Origin of the sequence: Chitinophaga sp. SYP-B3965 (assembly GCF_009647655.1) — a bacterium.
Lineage (GTDB): Bacteria > Bacteroidota > Bacteroidia > Chitinophagales > Chitinophagaceae > Chitinophaga.
On record NZ_WJFD01000001.1, the window covers coordinates 133503 to 159444 of the forward strand.

15 protein-coding genes are annotated in these 25942 nt (G+C 46.1%); 11 read left to right on the forward strand and 4 right to left on the reverse strand.

The annotated features are described in order from the left end of the window. The first annotated feature begins 19 nt into the window (after nucleotides 1–19). The 11 genes from GFS24_RS00535 to GFS24_RS00585 all read left to right on the forward strand — a co-directional run bounded on the left by GFS24_RS00535 (nucleotide 20) and on the right by GFS24_RS00585 (nucleotide 18328). Nucleotides 20–2476: a prolyl oligopeptidase family serine peptidase gene (locus GFS24_RS00535; protein WP_153657620.1), complete on the forward strand. Its 2457-nt coding sequence runs from the start codon at nucleotides 20–22 to the stop codon at nucleotides 2474–2476. 99 nt (nucleotides 2477–2575) lie between these two features. Then, complete coding sequence (locus GFS24_RS00540) at nucleotides 2576–3178, forward strand: RNA polymerase sigma factor (RefSeq protein WP_153657621.1); 603 nt, start codon at nucleotides 2576–2578, stop codon at nucleotides 3176–3178. Between the two features lie 58 nt (nucleotides 3179–3236). Beyond that, a complete protein-coding gene (locus GFS24_RS00545) occupies nucleotides 3237–4451 on the forward strand; it encodes a FecR family protein (RefSeq protein WP_153657622.1) in 1215 nt (404 codons plus the stop codon). Nucleotides 4452–4699: 248 nt separating this feature from the next. After that, nucleotides 4700–8293, forward strand: a complete 3594-nt coding sequence (locus GFS24_RS00550; RefSeq protein ID WP_153657623.1) for a SusC/RagA family TonB-linked outer membrane protein — start codon at nucleotides 4700–4702, stop codon at nucleotides 8291–8293. Nucleotides 8294–8304: 11 nt separating this feature from the next. Next, nucleotides 8305–9729 carry a RagB/SusD family nutrient uptake outer membrane protein gene (locus GFS24_RS00555; protein WP_153657624.1) on the forward strand — a complete coding sequence of 475 codons (1425 nt, stop codon included), beginning with the start codon at nucleotides 8305–8307 and terminating at the stop codon, nucleotides 9727–9729. A 26-nt stretch (nucleotides 9730–9755) separates the two neighbouring features. Beyond that, on the forward strand, nucleotides 9756–10682 hold the full coding sequence (locus GFS24_RS00560; protein WP_153657625.1) for a hypothetical protein: 927 nt from the start codon (nucleotides 9756–9758) through the stop codon (nucleotides 10680–10682). Between the two features lie 116 nt (nucleotides 10683–10798). Continuing rightward, nucleotides 10799–11728: an ABC transporter ATP-binding protein gene (locus GFS24_RS00565; RefSeq protein ID WP_153657626.1), complete on the forward strand. Its 930-nt coding sequence runs from the start codon at nucleotides 10799–10801 to the stop codon at nucleotides 11726–11728. Nucleotides 11729–11749: 21 nt separating this feature from the next. Then, the gene (locus GFS24_RS00570; protein ID WP_153657627.1) at nucleotides 11750–14053 is read left to right on the forward strand and encodes a Gldg family protein; all 2304 of its coding nucleotides are present in this window, start codon (nucleotides 11750–11752) and stop codon (nucleotides 14051–14053) included. After that, entirely contained in the window at nucleotides 14053–15372 is a 1320-nt protein-coding gene (locus GFS24_RS00575) for a DNA mismatch repair protein (protein ID WP_153657628.1), read from the forward strand. The genes GFS24_RS00570 and GFS24_RS00575 overlap by 1 nt, the downstream gene beginning before the upstream one ends. Then, nucleotides 15369–16694 carry a DNA mismatch repair protein gene (locus tag GFS24_RS00580; protein WP_153657629.1) on the forward strand — a complete coding sequence of 442 codons (1326 nt, stop codon included), beginning with the start codon at nucleotides 15369–15371 and terminating at the stop codon, nucleotides 16692–16694. The genes GFS24_RS00575 and GFS24_RS00580 overlap by 4 nt, the downstream gene beginning before the upstream one ends. A 131-nt stretch (nucleotides 16695–16825) precedes the next feature. Beyond that, complete coding sequence (locus GFS24_RS00585) at nucleotides 16826–18328, forward strand: serine hydrolase domain-containing protein (RefSeq protein ID WP_153657630.1); 1503 nt, start codon at nucleotides 16826–16828, stop codon at nucleotides 18326–18328. 53 nt (nucleotides 18329–18381) lie between these two features. On the opposite strand, the gene GFS24_RS00590 is transcribed toward GFS24_RS00585, so the two are convergent. From GFS24_RS00590 to GFS24_RS00605, 4 genes are read right to left on the reverse strand one after another with little or no spacing between them, the layout of a single operon-like run. After that, nucleotides 18382–19341 (reverse strand): DUF4973 domain-containing protein, encoded by a 960-nt coding sequence (locus GFS24_RS00590; RefSeq protein WP_173002921.1) that lies wholly within the window; start codon nucleotides 19339–19341, stop codon nucleotides 18382–18384. A gap of 11 nt (nucleotides 19342–19352) precedes the next feature. Further along, nucleotides 19353–21335, reverse strand: coding sequence for a RagB/SusD family nutrient uptake outer membrane protein (locus tag GFS24_RS00595; RefSeq protein ID WP_153657632.1), 1983 nt, complete (start codon nucleotides 21333–21335; stop codon nucleotides 19353–19355). 9 nt (nucleotides 21336–21344) lie between these two features. After that, complete coding sequence (locus GFS24_RS00600) at nucleotides 21345–24410, reverse strand: TonB-dependent receptor (RefSeq protein ID WP_153657633.1); 3066 nt, start codon at nucleotides 24408–24410, stop codon at nucleotides 21345–21347. 16 nt (nucleotides 24411–24426) lie between these two features. Continuing rightward, complete coding sequence (locus GFS24_RS00605) at nucleotides 24427–25728, reverse strand: IPT/TIG domain-containing protein (RefSeq protein ID WP_173002922.1); 1302 nt, start codon at nucleotides 25726–25728, stop codon at nucleotides 24427–24429. Nucleotides 25729–25942: the final 214 nt, after the last annotated feature.

Sequence of the window (25942 nt, forward strand, 5' to 3'; positions counted from 1 at the left end):
TGATTAATTTATTTGTTGCATGAATAAGATCCAATACGCCCTGCTGCTCATTTTAATGTGCATGCAAGCGCCTGCTTTCTCCCAGGATACCTATCAATTCAAAAATGCTCTGATGGTTACCAGCCCTCAACGTTACGGAAGAGAAGCGCTCTACACAGATCATCTCGCTTATCAACTCTATACCGGTCAGCTGAAAACGCCGGCAGAAGGAGCCTCCTTTGGAAATGGCGATAACGGACAGCCACTGGTATGGCAGGCCGTTACGGCAGACAGCGCCAACCGCCTGTTCCGTCGTGGTGGTGGCAGAGGTGCTTTCGGCAGAGGCGCTTATATGTATCTTACTTATCAATCAGATAAGGCAGGAACTGCTTTGCTGAACATTAAAGGGAACAGTGGCTTATATTTTAACGGAGAACCGCATACCGGTGATCCCTATAGTTCCGGTTGGCTGTATATCCCTGTACAACTGAAAAAGGGCCTGAACGAGATCTATGTGCGTGGCGCCATGATCACTGCCAGCCTCAGCTTTCCTGCCAAATCGCTTTCCCTTATTACAGAAGATCCTACCATGCCGGCTATTGTGATCGGTGGGAAGAATGATGCGTTGCAGGGAGCCGTTGTGGTGATGAACAGTTCTTCCAAAGAATGGAAGGGCCTGGAGTTCCGTGTTACCGTACAAGGGAAGCAGGTTACTACAACCATCCCTTCCATACCATCCATGAGTTCCCGGAAAGTACCGTTCTCTTTTGATGGCAGTGCTGTAAATGCCGCCGGAAAACCGGAATGCAGTATAACCTTGCTGGATAAGGGTAAGATAGTGGATGAAACAAAAATAACGGTGGATGCGGTAACGCCTGCCGATAAATACAGCAGCACTTTTATCAGCCAGATAGACGGTAGCCTGCAATATTTTGCCGTAACGCCGCAACTGAACGGGCCTAAAAAAGGATCGGCACTGTTCCTTTCTGTACATGGTGCAGGAGTGGAAGCTATCGGGCAGGCCAAGGCTTACCAGTCCAAGGACTGGGGAACGCTGGTGGCAGCTACGAACCGCCGGCCCAGGGGATTCAACTGGGAAGACTGGGGCAGGCTGGATGCATTGGAAGTCCTGAATATCGCAAAGCAGGAGTTTCAACCTGATCCGCAACATATTTATCTCACCGGTCACTCTATGGGTGGCCACGGTACCTGGTTCCTCGGCGCCACTTACCCTGATAAATGGGCGGCTATTGCTCCAAGCGCCGGTTACCCTACATTGAAAGGTTACGGCTCTGCGGACGGGTTGGTACCGGATAGCAGCAATTCCCCCATGGAACAGATGTTGCTGCGCTCAGGCAATCAGAGCGATGTGATCAAACTCGTGCAGAATTATAAACCGCTTGGCGTATATGTGTTTCATGGTGATGCGGACCGTACAGTTTCGGTGAACTATGCACGGCAAATGCGCAAGCTGCTGGGTGAATTCCATCCAGACTTCAGCTATTATGAATACCCCGGAGGAGAGCACTGGTTCGGCGATATCAGCGTTGACTGGAAACCCATCTTCGATTTTTTCAAATGGCATAACCGCCCATTAGACACGGCTGTACATACAATTGATTTTATAACTTCCAACCCGGGCATCTCTGCTTCCTTCAGGTGGGCTTCTATACAGCAGCAGCAACATCCGCTGCAATACAGCCGTATTAAACTTGACAGGAACAGAACCGGCAAAACGATCAGTGGCAGTACCGAAAACGTTCGTGTACTCCGGCTGGACCTCTCCGATTTTGCTTCAGGATCTGATGTGAAGCTTTCCATTGATGGAACGGAGATCACGCATAATACAACGAATGGCCCGCTTTATCTTTTAAATACAAATGGCAAATGGGCTGTACATAGCCAGCCTTCACTTGCTGAAAAAGGTCCTCACCGTTACGGAACATTGAAAGATGCTTTTAATAACCGGATGATCTTTGTGTATAGCACCGGAGGCTCTAAAGAAGAGAATGAGTGGAGTTTCAATAAAGCGCGGTACGATGCTGAAACCTGGTATTATCGCGGTAATGGCGCGGTAGATATCATTGCTGATAAAGACTATGCACTGGATAAATATAAGGACAGGGGTGTGATCATTTACGGCAACAAAAGCATTAATAAGGCATGGAATATCCTGCTCAGTAATTGCCCGATACAAATAGAACGTAATAAAGTATCAGCAGGCGGCAAACAATGGACGGGTGAAGACCTGAGTGCAGGTTTCGTATGGCCGCTCACGGGTTCTGATATTGCATCTGTTGGGGTAGTAGGGGGAAGTGGCTTAACAGGGATGAAAGCGGCCTATGCCAACCAGTATTTTGCAGGCGCCAGTGGTTTCCCGGATTTCATGATCTATAAAGCTAAAATGCTCATGACCGGTGTGGATGAAGTGAAGATGGCAGGCTTTTATGATAACCAGTGGAAGCTGAACGATGCCGAAATGATCCAGGGGAATTGATAGTTGATCATCATACATGAAAGGGTTGCAGGTTTAAAAATCTGCGACCCTTTTATTTATTATATAGTAGTTTAGTGCTAAAATATACAGGAATACACCTTGTCAATCAACCAGGCATATGAGGAAACGGCGCTGATCTCTTCTTTTCAGCAGGGCAATAGCAAAGCACTGCATCAGATCTATGAGCTATACCTGCGGCCGCTTTGCTTTTTTACGGAACAGCTTATTGCCGATACCATGGCAGCAGAGGATATTGTTTCCGAATGTTTTATCCATGCCTTTCAAAAGAAAGAAAACTTCCCCACCCTGGGCCAGTTGAAGGCCTTTCTTTTCACCGCAGCAAAAAATGCGGCACTCAATTATCTCAAAGCGCAAAAAAGGCATGAGGATATCCATCATTCCATTGAAAGAGGCGCAGACCGGTTTGCCATAGATGCAGAAAAAGCTTATATCAAAACAGAGGTGATGCAGGTTATTTTCGGAGAGATTGAAAAATTACCACCCCAATGCCGGCAGGTAGTGCGCCTGTCTGTTATTGAGGGGAAAAAGGCGCAGGAAATAGCTGCGGAACTGAATATGGCTTATCAGACGGTTTTGAATCAAAAAGCAAAAGGAATGGGATTATTGCGCACGGCCCTCCTGAAAAATGAGCTCCTTTCCCTGTCAGGGCTCGCTTTCGCACTATTATTACAGCATCGTTAAATTTTTTTTTGAACAGGGCGGTATAAAAAGAAGAGTTAGTTGTTTTAGTAGTATTAGCATGACTGAAAACATAGATCACATAGCCGGCCTCATCGGCAAACACCTGGAAAATAGCTTGAATGCTGAAGAGAAGAATGCATTGGAAGAGTGGCTCCACTCATCCGACAGTAATCGTTTACTCTTTGATGAGATCAATGATCAGCAGCAACTGACAGCCAATTTACAGCGATTCTATGCCTATGATTCAGACAGGATCTCCAGGAAGATCAGTGAGCAGGTAAAGGAATTTAAAACACCTGTAACTGCGCCTGTACCAACCGTTCACCGTATTCATTTCTTACGCAGATGGAGATGGACGGCTGCCGCCGCCGTGTTGCTCCTGGCAGGAGGCACTTACTTCCTTGTTAATAAGAAAGAGCCCGCACAAGTGATTGTGGCGGCTGATCATACTATTGCGCCTGGTAAACAGGGCGCCATCCTCACACTGGCCGATGGCCGGGAAGTAGTGCTGGATAGTATGGGTAATGGTGTGGTCGCTCATCAGAGCGGGGCTTCAGTAGTACTGAAGAACGGGCAACTGGTATATGATCCCGCTAATGAAAACGCTTCAGGCATTCAGTATAATCAAATGACCACGCCAAAAGGACGGCAGTTCCGGGTTACTTTACCTGATGGCACCAAAGTGTGGTTAAATGCAGCCAGTTCCATCCGTTATCCTACCGCCTTTGCTGAAAATGAGCGAAAGGTGGAAGTGTTCGGGGAAGCCTGTTTTGAAGTGGCAAAAGATGCCAGCAAACCTTTCCTTGTAAACGTCAATAATAAAGCAGAAATAAGAGTACTGGGCACGTTGTTTAACGTAAATGCCTACGAGAATGAAGAAGCCATCAATACCACGTTGCTGAACGGGAGTATAAAAATAGCGCCTGCCCAGGGGGATAATGACGGTGTGATCCTGAAACCCGGCCAGCAGGCAAGGCTTGGTATCAATAAAAAGGACGTAGAGATACAGGGCGTAAATGATGAAGACGTGGAAAAGATCATGGCCTGGAAGAATGGCCTGTTCAACTTTGAAGGCGCCCACTTAGAAGAAGTCATGAGACAGCTTGAACGCTGGTATAATATAGATGTCGTATACGAGAATGGAATACCGGATATCCGGTTCCTCGGAGAAATGAGCCGGCAGATCGCATTGGCGGACTTGCTGGAAATATTAAGAAGAACAGAAGTCGATTTTAGAGTGGAGGGGCGTAAACTGATCGTACTAAATAAGTAGCTAAAGAATTACAGAAGGGGCTGTATTTGACTATCCTAACCATGCCAGGATAGACAGGGCAGACTATGTCAAAAAAAACCGTCACGGATTGCGGCCGCGACGGTGTATAAGACTTAGTTGACCTCTAAACGGTTTTTGCAATTCACATTTATTAACAACCAAATCTCTTGCAATTTATGCAAAAAAAATGCTATTGCCCACCCGATCGACCGGGGGAACACAGGGCCTTTACCAAAATCTTATTGGCTATGCGACTTACTGTCATTTTATTAACAGCCTTTCTGTTGCAGGCAAACGCCTCTACTCTTGCGCAAACCGTTACGCTGTCCGGTAGAACTATACCTTTAAAAAAAGTATTTACTGCTATTAAGCAGCAAACAGGTTACGTTGTTTTCAGTAACACCAACACCATCAACGATGCCCAGAACGTATCACTGTCTGTTCGTGATATGCCACTGAAGGACCTGCTGGATGTTGTATTAAAAGATTTCCCGGTTAGCTACCTGATCAGGGATAAAACGATCGTATTGTCCCGCAAGGCAGTTCCTGCCGTTAACTTCCTGGAGATCCCGGCACCGCCAGCCGGCGTCTCGGGTGTTATCCGCTCCGCTACCGGCGAGCCACTGCAAGGTGCTTCCATACGCGTAAAAAATAACAGCAGTGGAACAGGTTCAGGACCAGATGGTACTTTTTCCCTGATGAGGGTACCGGAAGATGGTGTGCTCATCATTTCCATGCTGGGTTATGAATCCATGGAGATAGGCATCCGCAAAACAGCAAATGGTTATACCGCTTTTGCCGTTAATAAATCGCAATCCGGCGCTTTAAAAGTTTCCGAAGGGAACAGCGTGAACATCAGTGTTACGCTGAGCAAAAAAGAGCTGGAAATGCAGGATGTGGTGGTAACGGGATATATGAACGTTAACAAGGGAATGTATGTTGGCGCTGTTTATTCAGTTAAAGCAGACGATATAAAGATTGCCGGGGAAACCAGTATAGACCAGATGTTACAGGGTGTAGTGCCCGGTATGTCTGTAATGGTGCAATCCGGCCAGGTGGGTTCTACCCCTAAGATCAGGATCCGTGGTACTTCTACGATCCTGGGCAACCAGGAACCGCTTTGGGTAGTAGATGGTGTGATCCAGCGTGATCCGCTGCCACTTCCCAGCGGAAGTGGAGCATTGGCAGGAGATATGAGCGAAATGCGCCTCTTAGCCTCTAATGCTATTTCCTGGCTGAACCCTAACGATATTGATGGTATCACCGTACTGAAAGATGCTTCTGCTACTGCCATCTATGGCTCACAGGCAGCAAATGGGGTGATCGTACTCACTACCAAAAAAGCTCGTCCGGGTACGTTGGCGGTTTCCTATAGCAATAACTTAACTGTGGGCCAAAGGCCCACGTATGGCATGTTTGACCTGATGAACTCGCAGGAGCTGATGCAGTTTTCCAAAGAAGTGTACCAGGGCCGCGACAGTTATACTTACAATATCCTGCCTATCGGTTACGGTGGGTTGATCCAGCAGTTACAGGATAAGGCAATTGACCAGGCTACTTTTAATGAAAGGTACCGGAAGATGGAAAGTGAGAACACAGACTGGTTTGGCCTTTTATTCCGTAATGCTTTTAGTCAGAACCATAACGTCAGCATTTCCGGCGGTACGGAAAAGATCGTGAACAGAACTTCCTTTAGTATGCAGCAGCAGAAAGGTGAAGCCAAAGGAAATGATCTGAAAACTTTCTCCGCATCTTCCAATACAACACTCCGCTTTGGCAGCCGCCTTACTGTTAACCTGATGCTGAATGGAAGCATCCGGGAAACAGATGGTTTTGCATACGGTGTAGACCCGTTTCAATATGCCTATAATACCTCCAGGACCATTCCGATGTATAATGAGGATGGAACACTCTTCTATCATGAGAAAAGAGGAGAGGGCAGCACCGCGATCCCCAACAAACTCAGTTACCAGTATAACATACAGAACGAACTGGATAATACGGGGAACAAGAATACCACTACTACGCTGGCTTCCACTGTTGACGTAAGGCTGCAGGTATTGAAAGGGCTGGAGTACCAGGGATTGTTATCCTATACTACCGCTGCCTCTAATGTAAAATCATATGCCACGGAATTATCCCACTATATCACACAGGTAAGAGGGTATGAGTTTGGAAGTGTACTCTCCAACTCCACGGAAGAACTGGCAAGCCGTTTGCCTTTTGGCGGGCTGGCACAATTGGAAAATTCCAGCAATAAAGGATACACATTCAGGAACAGCCTTGTATATAACAAACTGTTTGGTTCCCGCCATAATATGATCCTGCAGGGTGGGGTAGAAGCGAGATCTACCCTTACGGAAGGAAATGTGGGTACACGTTATGGCTACCTGCGCTATCGCGGTGAAAGTTATGCGCCGGTTCCATTGGCTCCAACGGCGATCGGCGGCACTTCAGGCAACCTGCATGAGAATATGCGGCTGAATTCCAGGATCGTTAACCAGGAAAGCAATTTCCTGAGTGAATACTTTTCCGCTGTGTATGGTTTTGATCAGCGTTACGTGTTCAACTTTAATGCAAGACTGGATGCCTCTAACCGTTTTGGCCAGGATAAGAACAAAAGGTTTCAGCCTACCTGGTCTGTGGGTGGCAGATGGCGCCTTGGCAATGAGAAATTCCTGGAACGTGCCAAATGGCTGAATGCATTAGACCTGTCTGCCACGTATGGTTACCAGGGAAATGCAGTAGAAGCCATCTCTCCTTACCTGATAGCTACAGATGGAGGGCTTAGCAGCATCTTCAAACAATATACACTCAATATAAAATCGCTGCCTTATCCTGATCTGGGTTGGGAGAAAACAAAAACCTGGAACCTGGGTGCTGATATCTCCCTGTGGAACGGCCGTTTTTCTGCCACTGTTAACTGGTTTAAGAAAAGCAGCAATATCCTGGCATCCCGGCAAATACCTGTTGAGAACGGTATGAACTCAGCTATTGTATTCGGTTCCCTGATGGAAAATACCGGGTATGATCTGATGATCAGCGTAACACCTGTACGCACAAAAGATTTCACCTGGCAGTTTTCAGTGAATACCGGTCTTGCCAGGAATGTGCTGAAAGAAAATGAAAGGGTGAACACAAGAGAGGATTATCTGAATGGAACGGCCATCGTGAACGGAGAGTCTTATTCTACCTTCTATTCCTATGCATATGCCGGTCTGAATAAGACCAATGGTGTGCCTCTTTTCAGGAACATGGATATTAAACCAACAGAAAATGACCTGGATTACCTGGTGAGGTCCGGTAAACTGGAACCTGATTTTACGGGTGGTTTTAATACGTTGTTCAGGTATAGGAATATTTCATTGTCTGCTCAGTTTGCTATGGCATTCGGTGCACAGAAACGCGTGCCTGTTTTCTATAACAATACTGGTGCTCCCACACCGGAGCAAAATGTTCCGAGGGAATTGCAGAACCGTTGGAAGAAACCCGGAGATGAGTTGTATACGAATATTCCTGCCGTGCCTCCCGGAAGGCCCTCTGTTACAGAGATCACGCTGCCAACGCTGAACCCTGCAAGGGCTTCTGCATATAATTTATATAATCAATCTGATTACATGGTGGCAAATGCTGATTTTATCCGTTGCCGTTCCATTGCAGTGAACTATGAGTTTCAACAAGCGCTGCTGAAAACTTTGCGTATAAAACGTTTGAGCACATCACTCAGTATGACGAATCCGTTCCTGACTGTATTTGATGAGAAATGGAGAGGATATGATCCTGAAACAGCCGGATGGCCTGCACGCAAATCAGCGTCCTTATCTTTTAATATGACTTTCTAATCTTGCAACGCATGAAATATAAATTATTCTATTTTTTCATCATCGCCGGCCTGCTTGCTTTCAGCAGCTGCTCCAAACTCCTGGAAGAAAAATCCCAGAGTGAGGTAATTCCTAAAACTACGATAGACTTCAGGGAATTGTTGATGGGATCTGGTTATATGCCATATGAGGAACCTTTGAATTTCCTCTATTACATGGATGATGATGTGGATTTTTTCATTGAATATGGTAATGGCAATGGCTCTCCGGTAGGAACGCCCGGCGCTAAACTAAATTATCTCTATTATACCTGGCAGCCCAGACTGGGAGATCAGAATGGCCTGGGGGACAATATCAGTGAAGATCCGGCATCTACGGCCTATTACAAACACTATCTATGGATAAAAGGATGTAATGCCGTACTGGATTATATTGACAATGCCATCGGCAGCCAGCAGGAAAAAGACAGGGTACGTGCAGAAGCGCTGGCAGTACGGGCTTTTTATTATTTCCGCCTCGTAAACGTTTACGGAGAACCGTATAACAGTAACCCGGCAGGGCTGAGCGTACCATTGAAGTTAACCTCGGGCGTTACGTCTGAATATATGGGAAGAGCTACGGTTGCCCAGGTGTATGAAACAATTGTGAACGACCTGAAAGAAGCCTCCCGGCTGATGGATCCGCTGCCTATTGCACGCAGGGATTATCATATCAACCAACCGGCTATTCATATTCTTTTATCAAGGGTATACCTCCATATGGAAAAATGGGCCGAAAGTAAAGCAGAAGCCGACAAAGTTTTTGAACAAGGAGGCATGTTATCAGACCTCACCGGCAGAACTACTCCTTACTGGCTCTCTTATTTAAATCCGGAAGTGGAATGGGTATTTGGTGGTGATCCGCATGCAGACCGTTCCACCTATATTCCTTCTGCTGCATTCCGCGCAACGTTTGATACGACGGATATACGCTGGAAATATGGTTTCCTTGTCCAGGATCGCACCTTTATTCCGCTCCCCGGAAAATACCTGCAGGACGGCTTTACGCTTGTGCAAACCATCCGTACGGCGGAAGCAGTTTTAAACAGGGCAGAAGCCAATGTGCAGCTGGATAAACTGCCGGAAGCCCTGAAGGACCTGAACGACCTGCGCCGTAACCGTATTGTAGGTTACAGGGATACCAGCATCGTAAACAAAACAGATCTCCTGCAGGCTGTAAGAGATGAACGCCGTAAGGAATTCTGTAATGAAGGTTACCGCTGGTTTGATCTGCGCCGTTATGGTATGCCTGCCATCTCTCACCGTTATCAGAGCGAGTTGGGAGAACCTATCCAGCAATATACCCTTGCAGAAAAGGACCCAATGTATGTATTGCCTTTCCCCAACAGCCTGGTGCTGAGAAATCCTGCGCTGAAGCAGAATCCATCCGCTACCATGCCAGACAGAACGGGACATTAATGTTTAATAACTTATACAACAATAACATGAAGAATATATTGATCATCTGCTGCATGTTCTTATTCTCCTGTACAAAGGATGTAGAGATCGGTGCGCCGATACCTGTTGAAGTGGATTATGTATTGCCGCAGGGGAATGCTTCCGCGGAAGCGAACGCTAAGATCCAGCAGCTGTACGATAATTATGGATCGTATTTCCTGTATGTGTTTACGCAAAAGGATTTTGACTGGACGCAGTCAACCAGTACCGGAACTACAAAGGCTGATACTGTTGTGCTGGGTGCTCCTGCTTACGCAGGCGATATGGTGAATTTGCTGGAGGATATATGGTTGAAGTTCCTGCCGGAAGCATTCAAAAAATCGCAGGGCATTCCATACAGGGTGATGATGGCGGATACGATCAAGCAGCGCAGAGCCGGTACGGGATGGCCTGCCGGAATGGAATACCTGTACTTTGATTATAAAGTAGTAGGCAAGTCCATCACCTTTGCGGGCATGAACGCATCCTTACGCACCATGACGCCTGCACAAAAACTGGCGAAAAAGAACCTTTTGATCGGTGTTATATGGAATTACTATATCAGTGCGAATATCCTGGATGTTCCTGCAGCATTCTATAACGTCAGCAATTACGCAGCAACAGCACCCACATCACCTGTTAATGCGGCTAATCCTGCAAACCTTGATGCTTTCAGGGCCAGGGGGTTTTTACCCGCCTCGTATAATGCAGTGAGCGGCGCCCCGGCTGAATGGTATTTCGCTTCTTATTCATGGCCCGCTGCAAAAACAAGTGACATCAGTTCCTTTATGACAGCCATTACACAAAGAACGGATGCACAGTTGCAACCTTACCTGGCGTACCCGCTGATAAAGCAGAAGTTTGATATCCTGGTTAATCATTACAAAACAAAATACAATATAGACGTACGTGCTATAGGCAATGCCACCTATTGATCCCTGACATAACTGCCCCTTCGGGGGCAGTTATTTTCCACCGCAACATCATGCTTAATTATAGTGTAAGCGAAAGCTTATACCGGTATTTTATTTTATTAAACAATCCGTAATGAATGGAAAACGCCATTGTAAAAGTTGAAAACTTATCTCACCGCTACACATCACAGTGGGCAGTAAGAGATATAAATTTTGAGATCCGCAGCCAGGGAGTTGTTGGACTGCTCGGTTCCAACGGTGCCGGAAAATCCACTACCATGAATATCATCTGTGGTGTATTAAAGCAATCGAAGGGAGAGGTGTTCATTAACGGGATCAATCTGAAAGATAACCCGGTAGAAGCCAAAAAGAATATTGGTTTTATGCCGCAGAAACTGCCGCTTTACCAGGATTTTACGGTGGAAGAATACATCACCTACTGTGCTGACCTGAGAATGGTAGAGAAAACACAGGTGAAAAAGTCTGTGAAAGAAGCCATGGAAAGATGCGGTGTGCTGCATTTCAGAGAACGCCTGCTTCGTAACCTCTCCGGTGGTTATCAGCAACGGGTGGGTATTGCCCAGGCAATTGTACATAATCCCCGCTTTGTAGTATTGGATGAGCCCACCAATGGTCTTGATCCAAACCAGATCGTAGAAGTGCGGAACCTGATCAAAGAAATTGCACTGGACCGTTCCGTATTACTGTCTACCCACATCCTTACGGAAGTACAGGCCACCTGCCAGGAGATCAAGATGATAGAAGAAGGTCAGATGGTGTTCTCCGGAACATTGGACATGTTTGACAATTACATTGAACCGAATACGCTGGTGGTATCGCTGGATACACCTCCGGCCCAGGACGAACTGCTGAAGCTGGAAGGGGTAAAGTCTATAGAACAATTGGCTCCTTCCCGTTTCAGACTGGGATATGACGGGGATAAGAAAACAGCGCAACGTATAGCGGAATCAAGCGTTAACAAGGGTTGGGGACTGATGGAACTGATCATTGAAAAGAGCTCTTTAGATGCCGTATTTGCCAGACTGTCCAGGAAAAACACCAAATAAAAACCTGATAAAAGATATTAAATGAGACGAATTTATAAGATCGCCAAGGCGGAATTATTCACCTTGTTCTATTCACCGATAGCCTGGATGATCCTTGTTGTATTCACCTTTCAGACAGGGATGGCTTTTGTTGAACATCTGCAGGAAGTAGTACGGGCCCAGGACACGGGTTGGGGCAATGCGTTTATTACATCCAATATATTTTCAGGGGAGCGCGGGTTGTTTGCAACGATACAAAAGTACCTCTATCTGTACATGCCCCTCTTAACCATGGGGCTGATGAGCCGCGAGTTAAGCAGCGGTTCCATAAAACTGCTGTATTCTTCTCCCGTAACATCATCCCAGATCATCCGCGGAAAGTTCCTTGCCATGATGACCTACAGCTTTATGCTGATAGGGGTCATATTGGTATATGTTATTATAGGCTTATGCACGGTAGATAATTTTGATCTGCCATCTGTATGGTCCGGCCTGTTATCCATTTACCTGCTGATGCTGGCTTATTCCGCCATCGGCCTGTTCATGTCCAGCCTCACCTCTTACCAGGTAGTAGCGGCATTGGGAACACTGGTATTGCTGGGTGCGCTGAGCTATATGAACAAGATCTGGCAGGATATCAATTTTGTACGGGATATCACCTACTGGCTTTCTATCTCCGGCCGTTGTAATGAGATGATCAGTGGTCTGATCTGCAGTGAGGATGTATTGTATTTTGCGATCGTTGTCTGCATGTTCCTTTCATTGAGCATCATGAAATTGCAGTCCAACCGTACGCATGCTTCCTTCTCTGCCGTATGGAGCAAATATGCCCTGGTTGTTGCCGGTGCTATGATGCTGGGTTATGCTACTTCAAGGCCCATGCTGATGGCGTATTATGATGCCACTGAAACAAAGCGTAATACCCTTACGCCTAACAGCCAGGAGATCATGAGTCATCTTGAAGGTGGAATGACAATCACCACCTATGTAAACCTGCTGGACAGGGAATACTATAATGGCATTCCATCCCAGGTAAATGAGGATAAGGAACGGCTTAAGCAATACATCCGCTTTAAACCGGAAACAAAACTGAAATACGTTTACTACTACGATAAGCCAAGTAATAATCCCCGCCTCAATTTTGTTTATCCTAAAAAGAGCCTGGCTGAAATGGCCAAAGGCGAGGCAAACATACGGGATCTTGATCTGGACCTTTTCATGACACCAGCGGAAATAAAGAAAAAGGTGAATCTCACGGACGAAGGCAACACATTTGTGCGCCTTGTAGAAAGAGAAAATGGTCAGAAAGCATGGCTGAGGATCTATGAGGACATGATGAAATTCCCCAGTGAAGCAGAAGTGACCGCCGTTTTCAAACGGATGATCATGAAGCTGCCAAGGATCGCATTCCTGGAAGGGCATGGCGAACGGAAAATTGAAGGAGAGAGGATCAAGGATTACACCATGTTCTCTTCTGTTAAAACATTCCGTTATGCACTCACTAACCAGGGTTGTGATGTGGAAACACTGGACCTTTCCGGTGATAAACAGATCCCTAAGGAAGTAGATATCATAGTGATTGCCGATATGAAGCAGGCGATGGATTCTGTGGAAAGAAAGAAGCTGGATGCCTACATCGCTAATGGTGGTAACCTGGTGATCACCCTCAAGCCCGGATCTGAAATCATGGAATCATTCATTGGAGAGTTTGGAGTGAAAACAGTACCAGGTCAATTGGTGCAGCCTAAGCAGGATGTAGCAGCCAACGTAGTGATGTGTGTGCCTACAGAAGAAGCTAAAGCACTGGCGCCGATCTATGAGAACATGCTGGAACGCAGGCAATGGGTGGGCATGGTAATAGCTGCAGGACTCGTACAATCAGAAGATAAAGGCTTTAAGGTAACACCTGTGCTGCAGACTGTTGATACCATGAAATCATGGAATGAACTGCAAACAATAGATTTTGTGAACGACTCTGCTACGGTAGATGTTGCGTCCGGAGAAAAGATGGGTGTTTATCATCCTGCCCTGGCACTGACCAGGAAAGTAGGCAAAAAAGAACAACGCATCATGATCCTGGGAGATGCTGATTGTATCAGCAACGGCGGGATGACGCCACCTTACAGACGTTATGGTTCAGCCAACTTTTCCATGATCCCCGGTATGTTCCATTGGCTGTCCTACGGCACTGTGCCGGTTGATGTAAGCCGCCCGCGCCCGACGGATAACGAGATCTCTCTTACCAAAGACAGTGTGAAGATGGTGAGATACGGATTGATGGGACTGATCCCCGGCATATTATTGATCGGCAGTGCTATTTTACTCATCAGGAGAAAAAGAAAGTAATGAGCTTAATGACTGATAAGCAAACGTTAAATGATCTGAATATTTTCGGGAAGGGAGGGGGCGATACGGTGTATGCCATATTCAACCGCACCTTTACCCGTGGCGGATCCGAGTTGCTGGAAGAAATGTTCCGTTCCCCGCTTTCATCGGAGGATGTTATCAATGCACGCAGTGCTATGATCCGTTCTTTTGCTGAACAGGAGATCAGTTTTCCTTATGAAAGTGAATGGTTTGATGCAGCAGAGCAGTACCTGCAAAATACAGATGAGCGGACAAAGCTGAATGAGCAGGATGATACATTGAGCAGAAAGTTCAATCACCTGATCGCAGCGGATACGGAATATAAAGCCATTGAAAAAAGTGTGGTGAGCCTCATCAGCATTTTGCAATCTACCCGTGTGTTTGCAGATACAATACGGCCTTTTTACGATGCATTCACTGCTATTGATGAGCTGTTAAGCATTGTGGAATTACAACCATTATTACAAGAAAATACCAAACAGAAATTTTCCTTTGCCAGGATGGCGGAGTACGATAAAGTACTCCGTTTCCGGCAACGGGAGAACATTAAAAAACTGTTAGGTCATATATACCTGGCGGATGTATACCTCTCCGTAGCCCGCACTGCCAGGGAAAGGAAATTCTCCTTCCCTGTTGCATTGAACAAAACGGCGCAAACGGTGATACTGGAAGATTTCTATCATCCTGCTTTAACAAAAGCAGTGGTGAACTCTCTGTCCATCACCCCGTCGAGCAATATCATCTTCCTGACGGGGGCTAACATGGCCGGAAAATCCACTTTTATGAAGGCGCTGGGCATTACCATGTACCTCGCGCATATGGGATTTCCTGTACCTGCCACTAAAATGGAATTCTCCGTAAGGGATGGCATCTTTACCACCATCAATCTGCCGGATAACCTGAGCCAGGGAGCCAGTCACTTTTATGCAGAAGTATTGCGCATTAAAACAATAGCGCGGGAATTGAGCCGCGATAAATACCTGTTTGTGATCTTTGATGAACTGTTCCGCGGTACCAATGTAAAAGATGCATACGAGGCTACTATTGCCATTACTTCCGCTATAGCGCGCAGGCAGAATTGCATGTTCGTTGTATCCACGCACATTATCGAAGCCGGTGAGGTGTTAAAGGAAAAATGCAGCAATATTAACTTCGTGTACCTGCCCACGTTAATGGAGGGCAGTAAGCCGGTGTATACCCATAAACTGGCCTCGGGGATCACTTCAGACAGGCATGGTATGGTCATTATTAAGAATGAAGGCATCCTGGATATATTAACCAGAAAAAGAACTGTATGAGCTTTATTGCAGACAAACAAACACTGGATGACCTGGGGCTGTTAGGAAAATATAATACCAGTTCCATATTCAGCCTCTTCAACCAGGTGCATACCAGGGGAGGCGAAAAGCTGCTGGACGCGATGTTTCAGCATCCTTTCACGGATGCTGATAAGATCAACAGCAGAAGCGCGGCTTTTGGTTATTTCCGGGATCATCCTGCTGTTTTCCCATTTGACGAGCAGCTGCTAAGCCGCCTGGAAGCTTATCTCGAGGAAGGAAGCGGCGGAAGTTTACCGCTTGTGTTCTGGCAGGTAAGCAGGAAAAAACTGATGGAAGTGGCGGTGAAGGAAGATACTTATCGCCTGCAGCTGGAAGGGATCAATACCTGCATCCATGTATTGAAAGGTTGTGCAGGACTGCTCAGTCAGCTGGAAAGGGAAGGGCAGGATAAAGGTACACCCTGGGAAAACTGGGCAAAGGCTGTACAGGGTATTATAAAGGATAAGCGCCTCACAGAAGTACTGGCTGAACAGGGTGTGGTAAAAAGATCCCTTCTTCAGGTAGCCAGGCTGCATTACCTCTTTGTACATGTATTTCATAATGTGTTGAAGAACGTATTGGAACTAACGTATGAAATAGATGTGTACCTCACCGTATCCGGTATAGCAAGAGAGAAAAACTTTTCTTATGCTACTGCTTTGCCTCAACTTAAAAATACCCTGGTGGCAAAAGGGTTAAGGCATCCCAGGGTGGAGAAAGCAGTGCCGAATGCTATTGCTTTTAATGGAGCCAGTAATGTGTTGTTCCTTACAGGGGCAAATATGGCGGGTAAGTCTACGTTGATGAAGGCAACAGGGATCATGTTGTACCTGGCGCATATGGGCTTCCCTGTGGCAGCCGATGAGCTGCAGTTCTCTGTTCTTGATGGGATATACTCTTCTGTGAATGTGCCCGATGATCTGAACAGGGGATACAGTCATTTTTATGCAGAAGTGTTAAGGGTAAAAAAGGTGGCGGAAGAAGTGGATGCGGAGAAACACCTGTTTGTGATCTTCGATGAGCTTTTTAAAGGTACGAATGTAAAAGATGCTTATGATGCAACGCTTGCGGTAACCGGTGCCTTCACTGCTTTCAGTGATTGTTTCTTTATAATTTCCACGCATATTTTTGAGGTAGGGGAAGAATTGAAGGCACAGGGAGATCGTATTCAGTTTGAGTTCCTGCCTACGGTGATGGAGGGTGCTGTGCCAAGGTATACGTATACCTTGCAGAAAGGTATTACGGAGGACAGGCAGGGGATGATCATTATTGAAAATGAAGGAATATTGGATATGCTTTAAACCGCCATTAGATATAAAATAAAAAGGTTGCCGTCTTTGGATGGCAACCTTTTTTTTATGCTTCATCACATAATATACCGGTTTGGTAACATTCCCGGCAGGTAGCAGCAGGTGGTCTATAATATTGCAGCATGAGATCTTTTGTTACTGCCCTTTTATTATTGCTATATACGTCCTTGCCGGCGCAGGACAGAATGGCTGCCATAAAAAGCTATTTTTCCACACTTTCTGAGAACAGGCTTTATGACGGCAATATCGCGCTGTCAGAAAACGGCCGGGAAGTGTATGTGTTTTCCGCCGGGTATGCATCGTATTCACAGTCTAAGGCCAATCATCCATTGTCCCGCTTTAACCTGGCATCCATTTCAAAGATATTTACTTCTACCGCTGTGCTTCAGCTGAGGGATAAGAAGAAGCTGCAGCTGGACGATCCGCTCATTAAATATCTTCCGGAGTTTCCTTTTCAGGATATCACCATCCGGCATTTGCTTACACATACCTCCGGGTTACCTAACCTGGAACTTTATGAAGCTGTTATAAAACAATATCCTGATTCCGTTATCACAAATGCTTCGGTAATGCCTTTGTTGCAAAAATGGAACAAAGGGCTTTACTTCAAACCTGGTGATCAGTTTCGTTACTGCAACACGAATTATACCTTGCTGGCCATATTGGTAGAAAAGCTTTCCGGTATGTCTTTTCCTGTTTACCTGGATACTTACATCTTCAAACCTGCGGGGATGAGAAACACTAACTTTAATGATACCGGCCGGGTGATACACCAGGTAATGCCCACTTATTATGATTCGGTGCCTGTTCCTGTGAGTACTGTAAAACGGTATCGTTATAGTGAGTATAATAACCAGGCCAGCATTGGCCCCTCTAATGTGATCACTACTGTGGGTGATATGCTGAAATTTGATGCGGCCTTTTTCGGTGGTAAACTGCTAAAGCTATCCACTGTGGAAGAAGCGATAACACCTTTGAAATTGAATAATGGTAAGGAGCATTCGGAACAAATGGACACTATGCTGGGCGAAGGTACCGGCCAATATGGATTAGGCTGGGAAATATTTAACCAGCCTGGTTTCGGGAAAGGTGTGGGGCATGGAGGCTTCAAATTCGGCATGGCCACTTTTTATTATCGCAACCTCAGCCGGAAACAGACGATAGTGGCTTATACAAATGGCACGAGCAGGTTTGGAGAAAATGTTACTTCCTGCTTTTATATGCTGAACAACAAACCTGCCATGTCAATAGATCTGAAGAAGTCTGCAGTGCGTACCTATGCTAAAGCACTGATTGAACAGGGTGCTGATCATGCGGCGGCTTTGCTTCATCTGTTTATGGCTGATACGACGCATTATTATTTCAGTACAAAAGAAATGAATTTCCTGGGATATGATTTCCTGTATCAGGCTTCGTTTAAAGGTCATCAGCAAATGTCCCTGGAGACTTTTAAGCTGAATACTTTTCTAGATTCCGGCAACTTCAATTCTTATGATAGCTATGGAGAAGCGCTGATGGAAACAGGCGCGCGTGAAGATGCGGTGATGATGTATAAGAGATCACTGGAACTGAATCCGAAGAATGAAGGAGGGATTATGGCCTTGAAGAAATTACTGAATAAATAATTAAAAAGAACAGCCCTGTAAATCATTTGACCTACAGGGCTGTTTCGTGTAAACTAATCCGGGATCTGCACCTGCTGTTCTTCTTCGGGGATCTGAATATTCTTCACCTTTTCCAATACCATAGATCCTGCAAACCGGTATTTTAAGGGGAATGCCGGATTTGTAATATCATCATAGTGATATTCCAGGTATACGGTTGTGTATGTTTTCTCAAGATATGGTTGTACTTCATCCATCCTTTTACTCACCGTGTAAGTGCCTTTTTGTTGCACAAAATGAATGGCAGGATTACCGGAGGTTAACGTAACGGTGCTGTCCGCATTAAATGTAGCACTGATCTTATAGCCAGCCCTGTCTACAGCTTCTTCTTCTGTTACACCTGCGTAAAAGAAAACAGCTTTTTCATTCACCACCCATGTATTCCTGTAAGGGGTGGTCAGCGCCGTCTGGCCATTCTCATTTTTTGTTCTGTCCCAAACAGCACCGGCAACAGAATACCTTCCGGAAAAATCATTAAATGGTATGATGGTGATCAGCGACTTTTTATAGTGCTTCAATATAGAAGGCGTATAGGCGGAAGATGAAACGATCTCTAATGGCAAGATATATTTATTAACCAGATCAATCCCATCCAGTTTCAGATCAACTGTAACATAGCCCGTGTTTGAACCTTTGGGGATGGTGGCAGTAAGCGTTTTAAAACTATAGTATTCAGCGGGGAGTTCTTTGAAATAAAGATCCTCCCGAAGCCGGAACCTGTCGAAGTTTAAATTGGTCAGCGTATCCTTATCCAGGGCAATCGAGATACTTATATCGGTATTATTGGTGGTGGAACCACTTAATACAACAGGGATCTTCAAGGGGATGTTACCTCCCTGCTCCTTGTATTTCACGTATACCTGCACTACACCATTTTTGCCAAATGCAACATACTTTGTAAAGAGTTCTTCTTCCCATTCCTTGTTACATGCGCTGATCACGATCAACAAGCAGAGATAATATAAATACTTCATGGTGTTAGATTTTAATTGAATATTGTCCATCCGGGGTTTTGAGTCAGTTTTCTATTCGTTCTTAACTCACCGTGTGAGATGGGCCAGAGATACATCTTCTTTACAAAGATGGTGGGCATGGAAGGGATGGCAACCGGCACATAGAACAGGTCCCTTTGATCTTCCGTCATGTTCATATTACAACCCATTACTGGTGTGGATTCTTCAATAGGTGCGTCTTTCCAGCGTCTCAGGTCATAATAGCGATGTCCTTCTGCAAATAATTCAATCTGCCTTTCTCTTTTCAGGGCTTTTCTCATGTTTTCTTTGGAAGCATAAATGCTTTGGTCAAAATCGGGAACACCGCCTCTTATGCGTATCTGGCTGAGGTATTTGCTGATCTCTTCCGCATTCCTTCCTACAGAAATATTTCCGGTGCCCAGGTAATTGGGGATGCTGTGGTTGCCACTTAATTCGTTCAGTGCTTCCGCATAGATCAGTAACACTTCTGCATACCTGATAGCCGGTTCAATTTTAGGTACTACAAATCCGCCTTCCATAAAAGAGTCGAAGGGGTTGTAATATTTTTTGATGCCTACGCCTGTTCTGATGTGGAATGCGGGGGAGGAGGGCTGCTTGCCATCGGAGTACCCCCTGTAATAGAAAACCTGCTTATACCTGTCTTCTACCTTTCTGGCGCTGGTGCCTTCCCACATGCTGCCGTTGTAAGCAACGGAGGCATAAAAGCGGGGCTCTCTGGCGGCGTATTGTAAAGATACCTTTGCCGGCAGGGGCTTATAGTCCGTATTATTTACGGTGAAACCTGTTACGCGCGGGGTTGTTGGTACATTGGCCCCATTGTTCATGTAATAGATGTCCACCTGTTTCTGGGTGATGCCGTGTGTGTTCCAGCCTTTCAAAGAATAAGGTATCTGGTGCAGCACCATCTGGCTTATTCCCTCGGAACTTTGTTCCGTAACGCGGGAGAAAATGATCTCAGGATTGGCGGTAAAAGCTAAAGCGCCGTTAAAGAGCTGGCTGTAGGATTGAAAGGGATCAATATCCTTCCATCCCAGGGGGAAAGCCTTGTCTGAATAACGTGCATCATAGGGTGGAATAATTGTTTTCGGCTGTGTGGCGCTTTGGTCCTGGGAATTAAAGGGCGCGGTGAATAGTTTGTAAACATTCAGGTCTATCACATCTTTAGCAGCGGCAGCAGCTTTCGCCCATTTTACTTCATCGTATGTTTGGGTGATGAGTTTGCGACCGGCGTTATCCACGAGATCAAACATTTCCGTATTTCCGTTGAAAAGGGGACTTGCTCCGAACAGGTATACCTTTGCGCGAGCAGCCAGTGCGGCGCCTTTTGTCGGGCGGGCAGCTTCCCGATTGGTATGTTGCAGCGGAAGGTCTTTTGCGGCTATCGCGAATTCTTTTGTAATGAAATCCACACACTCATCATAAGAGTTCCTTGGCTGAGATAAATTCTGATACTCTGTGGTGTAATCAATTCCTTCATCGGGAACAAGTGGAATAGGGCCGTATTTCCTTAACAGGAGCCAGTAATAATAGGCCCTGAGAAAACGTGCTTCTCCTTTCTTTTCCAATATTTCTTCTTGCGTCATTTCCCGGTTCTTGTCGATATTATGGATGAAGATAGATGCCTTGCGGATACCCTGGTAACAGGATGACCAGGATGACTGGTCCCAGGTTTCATCGTACTCTCCGTTTTTGTACTTGCGGTATTTATCGTCCCTGTCTCCAAAGAACATATCGTCGGAAATGAAATTGAACGGTGTGAGGCCTTTACTGGCAACATCGGCATTTTCACTGCGCAGGTGGCTGTAGGTGCTGGCCAGCCATTGTTCAGAATAATCCCTGTTGGTGAAAAGCGAATCTGTGTTCATCCGGTCTTTGAAAAAGTGGTCCATATCCAGGTACTTTTTACAGGAGGGGAGGAACAGGATACCTGCGCATAAAGCGAGGGACAGGCATCCTTTATAATATTTGTTCATGATCATTGATTAAAAGTTGATAGTAAGGCCACCGGTGATCGTTTTAGCTAAAGGGTAACTCATACCATTGCCACTGGCGAGTTCCGGGTCCCAGAGTTTCAGATAATCCCATACCAGGAGGTTTTGTCCCATGAGATAGAACCTGGCGCTATTGATATGCGCCCACCTGGTGATGCTTTGTGGCAGGGTGTAACCGAGCTCAACATTCTTTAAACGCAGATACGCGCCATTGCGTAACCAGTAAGAAGAGGCGCGGTAGTTATTGGCATTGCCACCATAACTGAGCCTGGGATATTTGGCATTGGGGTTTTCCGTTGCAGGATCGCCCGAGATCTCTTTTTCGATCCATCTGTTACCAGGTGCGGCTACATCTGTGAGGATATTACCCCATCCGCCATCTGCAAATGGATATACACTGGGGCCGTCGATGAAGTAGGAAGATTTTCCCGCGCCCTGGAAGTGAAAATTGAAGTCTATGCCATGCCATCTTACTGATGCGCCTACGCCGTAGATCAGGCTGGGCACGCGGGATGCGCCGATAGGAACAATGTCATCATCGTTGATGAGACCGTCTCCATTCACATCTTTGTATTTAACGTCTCCGGGCTGGTAGGCGCCATACATTTGTTTAGGGCTGTTCTTGATGTCTTCATAATCCCTGAATAAACCCAGTGCAATGAGGCCTCTTGCCTGATTGAGCCTGAATCCCTGCGTCATCCTGTAAGGCAGGTTATTGGCTTCTTCATCAAAGGCGATCACCCTGTTTTTGAAATAAGTGATATTGCCTCTCATGGTGATGTCTACGGCGCCGATCTTTCTGTTTATGTTGAACTGTGCATCGAAGCCCTGGTTTTCCATGATGCCCACATTGGCCCATGGTTGACTGACGATACCCACCATAGCTGGCAGATGTGATCTTTGTTTATAGATCTTTTCTCTTTTTTCTTTAAACAGATCAATGGTGATGGAGAATGAATTCTTCCAGAGGTTCATTTCAATACCCAGGTCCTGTTTGCGGGCTACTTCCCAGGTAAGCTGCTCGGAGGCTACCTGCTGGTAATACAAACCAGTATAAGCATTAGGACTAATGCTTTCGCCAAAATTGTAGCCATCTCCCGGACCTATGGTACTCAGGTAAGCAAAGCGGTTTCCGCCAAAATTATCGTTACCGACTTCTCCATAGGAGTAGCGCACCTTGAGGAACTCCAGCCAGTCGTAATTATCTTTAATGAATTTCTCTTCGGAGATATTCCAGGCTGCAGAAATAGCGGGAAAGAAGCCAAACTGATGGCCGGGTTTAAAGTTCTCAGAGCCGGTGTAACCGAAGTTGAATTCAAGGAGGTAACGGTTATCATATCCATACATCAAACGGCCGGACAAGGATTGGTTCCTGCGGGGAATGCCATTGATGATATCTGCGCCGAGGTTCACTGTTTGCCTTTGCTCGCGCTGGAAGTATTTGGCCAGTCCTTCGATCCTGTGTTTTTGGATAGCGCGGCTATATCTTAATTCCAGTTCGTATACGGAAACACGTTCGCCTGCGGCACTGGTTTCCTGGAACATGGGGGATTCACCAGAGATGCGGTGCATGATGAGGTTGCCGTTCCGGTCCCTTCTTTTTTCTACATTATATTGCTCCGGCCATTTTTTCCTGTTGATATTATTCTCATTGTTGGCATCAAATGCCATGCGGCCTGTGGCCCTCAATCCCTTCGTGATAAAATCCAGGTTCTGATCCAATACGAAATTGGTTTCTGCCTTGTTCCGCCAGTATTCCCTGTAGCCTGTTTGTGTTGCCAGTACCCAGGGATTTGTTCTGTTGCCGGTACCATAAGCAGGAACGAGTCCATTGGAATATGCTTTTGGAATGGATACGGGAGACTGACCGATCAGGGAATACCAGATATCATCTTTCAGCCCGGGATAGTTTTTCTTTTCCAGGAAACCAGCTACGCCTATCCGGAATAAAGTGGTTTTGGTAACATCGAGGTCCAGGTTGATCCTGTAATTCCAGCGGGAGAGGTTGGCATTGGTCTTATACTCTCTCAGCGAAGCATCTGATTTGTACAAACCACCTTCATCTACATAACTACCGGAAACAAAGAACCGGGCAATGGTGGCGCCGCCATTGATATTCAATGCGGCCCTGTTGATGTTTGCACCACTCTTCAGCATTTCATCCTGCCAGTTCACATTCGGATAGAGATCAGGATCCAGGCCAAGGCGAAGGATCTCGAGTTCATTGGCGGTGTATGTGGGTTCCTGGTTCCTTGTTATTTTGGCTTCATTCACTAAAGCTGCGTATACATTTCCATCTACAAACTTAGGCGTGCGGGTACGTGTGCTATAAGTGTGTTCTGCTTTTCCGTCTATGTTTATTTTACCGGTCTTTCCTTTTTTGGTGGTGATCAGTATTACGCCGTTGGCGCCCCGGCTACCATATATGGCGGTGGCAGAAGCGTCTTTTAATACAGAGAAGGATTCTATATCCTCAATATTTATTTCGTTGAAAGGGCGTTCAAAACCGTCTACCATTACCATAGCCGCGCTATTGGCCCCGAACGTGGAAATACCCCTGATCCAGAATTCAGACTGGTTACTACCGGGTTCGCCGGATCGTTGCATGGCAATTACACCAGCCACATTTCCTGCCAGCGCATTGGTGATATTGGCGCCGGCCGTTCGGAGGTCTTTAGGGTTCACCGTTGTAATAGCCCCGGTAACGGTTACTTTTTTCTGTGGTCCGGTGGCAGTGATCACCACCTGCTCCAGGGCATTGGTGTTGGAAGCCTGCATTACTACATTCACAATGCGGTTATCGCGTACAACTACCTCTTTGGTGGTAAAACCTATGAAGGAGAACATCAGTGTGTGATAAGGCTCTACGGTGATCTTATACCGGCCATTCTGGTCGGTCATGGTGCCGAGCCCTACTCTGTCCTTCACAACGATATTAGCGCCCGGTAATGGCAGATTAGTCGAGTCTGTAACGATACCGGTAACTTCTATTGTTTGTTGTGAGAATGCGGTGGTTGAAAAAGCGATGAAGATCAGTGATAAGTAAAAAATTCTCATTATAAAGACAATTAATTTATTCAACGGAGATTGTTCTGATCCTGCGGTTCTTTTGGTCGGCTACATAAAAAGTACCCGTGGCTTCATCCAGCACGATGCCCTGTGGCCTGTCGAACTGCGCCCTTCTGAGGGGACCGTCCGCATAACCGTATTCACGGGGCCTGCCGGCAAAAGTGCTCACCACACCTTCCGGTGTTATTTTCCGGATGCAATGATTGAAGACATCTGTGAGGTAGAAATTATTATTCTTGTCAAAGGTGCCCTGCTGCGGATGATCAAACCGGGCATCTGCGCCCACCCCATCACGGTGAGCATGCTGGCCTCTTCCTCCCACAAAATGCACCGGTGCATCCAGCATGCCGGTTTCCCGGTTGTACTTGGTCCTCAGTACATAACTTTGGTTCACTACTACGATGTAAGCAAAATCGCCACTGGGTGCAAACTGGATATTGAACTCCCAGTTCACATCATCTACCCGGTACATTAACCTGGAAGATTTTGTAACACGGTCCCATTTAAACATTTCTCCTTTTGCATAAGAGTTAAAAAAGAAGTCTCCTGTTTTAGGATTGGCGTCACCTCCGTTGGTTGTTTGGGAAAGGATCAGTGCATTCCATCTTGTAAAGCCGGATTCTGGCGTGAGGATGGCAGTGCTCAGCCCACGTTCATCCCACTGGTCGTTCGTGACATAGAGGGTGTCAAAAGTGGGGTTAAATGCCAGGGTCCTGGGCCTGTCCAGGCCGTTGCCCGTTCTGAACAGGGTTTTTACAGTGGTGCGTGCGGAATCGATGAACCTTAATCCTCTGAATTCTTCCAGCACATAAAGATTCTTATGCTGATCAAAAGCAAGCCAGTAAGGTTCTTCAAACTGTGCTTTATTAATATCGCCATCCACGATAGCGGTTCTTCCGTCCCTGTCTGTAAAGCCGGCCAGCGTGCCTACTACCGGGTTGAAAAGATAATTGAAGTCAGTTGCTGAGATCACTTCCTTCACACTGCTTTCGGCGCCAACTTTTACCTTTACCGGTCCCTGGCCTGCCTGAGAAGGGATCAGTACAAAAATGGAGTTGTTCTTTACACCTACAACAGGCGCTGGTACATTGTTGATAAATACTTTTACGATAGCCGGATCACTTCCGAAGTTCTCACCATAAATGATCATCTGTGTTCCTACTCCGCCACTGTCAGGTGTGAACCTTTGCAGCGTCACTGGTTTGGAAGGATCAAATTTAACAACGGTGTCAGACTGTTTGTTTTTGGAACAGGCAGCCAATAAAAGACTGCCGGTAACGGCAAGGGGAATGCTTCTTCGAAGCATTGTCAGGATTTTTTTCATAACGAGCTGTGATGTTAATTACGCGGAAAACTCTGCACAGGTATTCTAGTCAGGTATTTAAAAGTAAATGTACAGGTTGTCGAAATTTGCATACGGTCATTTCGAATCAAAAAAGATTTATATTGTATCATTCTTGCGTTATCGCTTCCCCGCAGTTTCAAAATCCGGCAAACCTGTCTTATTTTAAATTATTGAT